Here is a 4,322-nt window from a genome sequence, read left to right as displayed (position 1 = left end):
CCCCAACCCCCCCTTGCTAAGGGGGGGAGAAGAGGTTGATTCTGCCTTGCTGAAGGGACGTTTTGGTTGGAGTGTTAATAATGCGATCGGCTCAACTCCTCAAATTAATAACTGGGCTGCTGATTGGGCAGAATTTTGGGCCGAACATCGGATTGGTTATCAGTTACAGTTGGCTAGGCGTCGCGGCGGAAATTTCAGTCAAGGAGAAACTTTGCTAGCAGCTATTCCCAAGTTATTGGAGGGTTACAAACCTCAACCTTCCTTAGTTCACGGCGATTTGTGGGGAGGAAATGCGTCAGTAACTTCGGCGGGGGAACCAGTAATTTTTGACCCAGCGACTTATTGGGGCGACAGAGAAGTCGATATGGCGATGACGGAACTTTTCGGCGGTTTTTCCCCAGCATTTTATCGGGGTTATAATGAAGTTTGGTTGCTGGATTCAGGCTATGAAAAGCGCAAAACGCTTTACAACTTATATCATATTTTGAATCACTTTAATTTGTTTGGCGGGAGTTACGAGTCGCAGGCGAATCAAATGATTAATAGAATTTTGGGTTTAAATTTTAATCTTAGCTAGATTAGGCGGAATCAAAAATGAAATTTTGGAACAGTTGTACCGAGTTTGGATTGATAGTTCTGTTTTTGACCATCATCGGGGCTGAACACTCTTTAGCTGCTTTACCCTTACAGGTGGGCGTCTATCGCAGCGCCGGGAATCGATATATTGAGATTGCTGAAAAAGAAAATAGACTCTGCTTAAGAAACTCTTCTTATAAGGGAGTTGTTGTGGCTTCCGTTGCGGCGGATACTCAGCGCCAAAACTTTTACAAAATTAACGGATATGGCGGATATGACGGTACATTTCTGTTGCAGCAAGATACAGAAACTCTCTTGTTTGGCTCGGTAAATCATTTGATTAAATATGTGGCCGATCATAGTTTTCCTACTACAGAGTTAGATGATGATTTGCAAGAGTGTCTTAGTTCTCAAAAGCCATTCTTTAAACGAAAAGATCCAAGTCGTTGAGGTCGAGGTACTCGCTAATAAAAGCGTACATTCATTAGACAAGATTGCACTCATTCCACAATTATCTGGAAATTATCTGCGTTTATCTTTGTTCATCTGCCTTAAATCTGCGGTGACTGTATCAAACAAGGATTTATGCAATTTTGTCTATTTAAATGCTGTAGCGACACACTCCTACAAACAGTAGTTTAACTAAATATAGCTTTTCTTAATTAACCTGCGTCGTTGTGAGATTGTCGATCGACTTTCAGGAGTTTCGCTGTATCCGCACCCTACAGCTACATATTGGTAGGGACACTCCAAGAGCCGTGTCCCTACCACTCAATTTACTTACTTTTGTTTAGCCGCCGCTTTCTTCTTCGCTTCCTTCTCGGATTTTTTAGCCGATTTCTCAGCTTCAAGTTTGGCGAACTTGGCTAGTTCTTTCTCTTCAGTTATTTTGTCCAGATAGTAGTGGTAATCTCCCAGATAAGTCCGAAACTCGCCGTCTCGAACTTCTACTATTTTGTTGGCGACTTGAGAGATAAAATAGCGATCGTGCGAAACGATAATTACAGTGCCGTCGTAATTCTTAATTGCTTCTTCCATCATCTCTTTCGCGGGAATGTCGAGGTGATTGGTCGGTTCGTCCAAAATTAGCAAGTTCACAGGTTCCAGCAGCATTTTTGCCAAAGCCAGACGGGCTTTTTCTCCACCGCTTAAAGCGCCAACGTGTTTGAATACTGTTTCGCCGTTAAATAAAAACCGCCCTAACAAAGTCCGCACTTCTTCATTTTTCCAGTCTGGTACTTCGTCGTGAATGGTTTGCATCACGCTTTTATTCAAATCTAAGGCTTCTGCTTGATTCTGTTCAAAGTAACCGGGGATGACGTTATGACCTCCCATTTTGACTGTACCTTCGGTGGGCGTTTCTAAACCCATGATCAGGCGCAGCAATGTAGATTTTCCGGCACCGTTGGGGCCGAGAAAGGCAATGCGATCGCCTCTTTCAATTAATAAGTCTGCTCCCAAAAATAGGATTTTCTCGCCGTAGGTGTGTACTAAGTTTTCAATTATTGCTACTTCGCGGCCGCTGCGGGGTGCGGGGGGAAACCGGAAATGCAAAGTTTTTAAGCCGCCTGTTGGGGCTTCGATGCGTTCGATTTTGTCTAACTGTTTCTCGCGACTTTTGGCTTGGGTACTGCGAGTGGCGCTGGCGCGGAATTTTTCAACGAATGCTTGCTGTTTGTCGAGTTCTTTTTGCTGGTTTTCGTAGGCGCTGAGTTGGGCTTCGCGCGCTTCTGCTTTTTGTAGGAGGTAGGATGAGTAGTTGCCGAGGTAGGTGCTGGAAACGCCGCGTTCTGTTTCGACGATTTGGGTGCAGAGCCGATCGAGAAATTCGCGGTCATGGGATACGATTACCATTGGGGTTGTCAGCCCTTTGAGGTAAACTTCGAGCCATTCGATCGTTTCTAAGTCGAGGTGGTTGGTAGGTTCGTCTAACAGCAGGATATCGGGTTTTTGGAGGAGAATTTTACCTAAACTCATCCGCATTTGCCAGCCGCCGCTGAAAGCGCTGACTAATCGATCGCCATCTTCTTGCTCAAATCCGATTTCTGGTAAAATTTTCTCGATTTGGGCTTCTAAACCGTAGCCGTTTAAGCCTTCAAATTGCCGTTGTAGCCGATCCATTTTGTGGATCGTGTTGTCGAGATTTTCTGGGGTGGCGGCTTCGAGCTCTCGGTGCACCTCCATTAGGGATTCGTGGACTTCGTTGGCTTCGCTGAATGCGCGCCAAAATTCTTCCTTGACGGTGCGGGTGGGGTCAATTTCAAATTCTTGGGAGAGATAGGCGATGTGCAGGCTGGCGGGGCGAATGACTTCGCCTGAGGTGGGTTCCATTTCGCCGGCGATGATTTTGAGTTGGGTGGATTTGCCGGCACCGTTGACGCCTACTAAGCCGATGCGATCGCCCGGTTTGACTTCCCAGGTGACATCTTTGAGTACGACGCCTGTGGGGTAAATTTTACTGATATGTTCGAGTCGCAGCATTGTTGTGGGGACTGGGGAAGGGGAGGTTTAGCGGCGGATGGGATGCCGGCGCTGAGGTCGAGTTAATCTTAACAAATTTTAATTATATTTAGTCATTGGCAAGATTTGGGTTTGGGCGGAGTTACACGTGGGGCCCCAGAAACCGGGTTTTTTACGAAAAGACGCGTTGTTACCGACAAATTCGGTAAAAAACCCGGTTTCTAGCCTCGACGTGGGTTAGGGACTATTTTGTTTGGTGTGGTGGGGCGATCGCACTTTTTCTGCCGCACTACCGCGCTGTTTCAGATTGAATTTCTCGAAGAATGGTTGAGACTTCTTCTTCGGAATCTAGATGTCGTGCTAAAACTTGGGCTGTTGCTTCCAGGAGGCGATCGCTAAACAATTTTGTTAAATCTTGCCGCAAACCTTGCCCAATGTAAAATTTGAGCAAAGCTGACAAAGGCATATCTCGATGCAGTGCTACTTTGTTTAGGGATTCTAAGGTATCTGTTGGGATTTCAATCGATACTGTTGTTGTTGGGCGCGATCGGACTTTTAATGTCAATTCTTCTTCAACGTTGTTCATATAATTTCCTTTCTGTACGGGTAACTGGACGTGCAGAAATTATTGGGAAAGGCGATCGTACTAGGTCGTATCTCAGTATATCCAATTTGTTGATACAATACATTATAATAGTCAGTGTCAACCTCGATAGCAAAAGAGAGCGATCGTGCCAGCAAGAGACATTTATCATCAAGTTGTCAAACAGGGTCTCATTAAGGCTGGCTGGACAATTACCCACGATCCCTATCCATTAGCTTGGGCGAAGAGAAACCTATCGATCGATCTTGGTGCAGAACAGCTATTAGCTGCTGAGAACAACGATCGCAAAATAGCGGTTGAAGTTAAAAGTTTTATCAGAGAGTCGAGAATTGCAGATTTAGAGCAAGCTTTGGGTCAATACACTCTTTACTATGACATCTTAAAACGGAAAGAATCAGAAAGACAACTGTATCTTGCAATTCCACTAAATGCTTTTACGGAGCTTTTTGAAGGAGAAAAATTTGGTCAGATATTGCTAGATAATAACCGCCTAAATCTTGTTGTTTTCAACCCAAAAACCGAGGAAATAGTACAATGGATAGCTTAAATATTTATCGTCAACTTGTTAAGCAGCTCCTGACTGAATACGCTGAGATTCCCGTTTGTGACAGTGGCACGAAAAACGCCACAATTTTTGATGTGGAAAATGACCGCTATATGTTAATCAATATAGGTTGGTTTA

Annotated in this window: 6 protein-coding genes; 4 read left to right on the top strand and 2 right to left on the bottom strand. The window is 44.7% G+C overall.

The window, feature by feature from the left end:
- On the top strand, positions 1 to 577 hold a 577-nt coding region (locus QT974_RS31760), incomplete at its 5' end, for a fructosamine kinase family protein (RefSeq protein ID WP_333472355.1).
- Positions 578 to 594: 17 nt separating this feature from the next.
- Positions 595 to 1,026, top strand: coding sequence for a hypothetical protein (locus QT974_RS31755; RefSeq protein WP_333472354.1), 432 nt, complete (start codon positions 595 to 597; stop codon positions 1,024 to 1,026).
- 330 nt (positions 1,027 to 1,356) lie between these two features.
- Here QT974_RS31755 and QT974_RS31750 read toward each other — a convergent pair whose 3' ends face one another.
- Positions 1,357 to 3,057: an ABC-F family ATP-binding cassette domain-containing protein gene (locus tag QT974_RS31750; protein WP_333472353.1), complete on the bottom strand. Its 1,701-nt coding sequence runs from the start codon at positions 3,055 to 3,057 to the stop codon at positions 1,357 to 1,359.
- 268 nt (positions 3,058 to 3,325) lie between these two features.
- Positions 3,326 to 3,622, bottom strand: a complete 297-nt coding sequence (locus QT974_RS31745) for a hypothetical protein (RefSeq protein WP_333472352.1) — start codon at positions 3,620 to 3,622, stop codon at positions 3,326 to 3,328.
- Positions 3,623 to 3,767: 145 nt separating this feature from the next.
- Between QT974_RS31745 and QT974_RS31740 the strand changes: the two genes are divergently transcribed.
- On the top strand, positions 3,768 to 4,187 hold the full coding sequence (locus QT974_RS31740) for an element excision factor XisH family protein (RefSeq protein ID WP_333472351.1): 420 nt from the start codon (positions 3,768 to 3,770) through the stop codon (positions 4,185 to 4,187).
- Positions 4,175 to 4,322 (top strand): element excision factor XisI family protein (locus QT974_RS31735; RefSeq protein ID WP_333472356.1); only part of this gene is annotated, 148 nt, incomplete at its 3' end. The genes QT974_RS31740 and QT974_RS31735, both read left to right, overlap by 13 nt.

It is taken from the genome of Microcoleus sp. BM001215392, assembly GCF_036700185.1.
Taxonomy (GTDB): domain Bacteria; phylum Cyanobacteriota; class Cyanobacteriia; order Cyanobacteriales; family Microcoleaceae; genus Microcoleus.
This window is presented reverse-complemented; position numbering and strand designations above follow the sequence as displayed.

Excerpts from the sequence above, each read along its gene's own strand:
- QT974_RS31755 (WP_333472354.1), top strand. The coding sequence starts at position 595 with ATGAAATTTTGGAACAGTTGTACCGAGTTTGGATTGATAGTTCTGTTT.
- QT974_RS31750 (WP_333472353.1), bottom strand. The coding sequence starts at position 3,057 with ATGCTGCGACTCGAACATATCAGTAAAATTTACCCCACAGGCGTCGTA.
- QT974_RS31745 (WP_333472352.1), bottom strand. The coding sequence starts at position 3,622 with ATGAACAACGTTGAAGAAGAATTGACATTAAAAGTCCGATCGCGCCCA.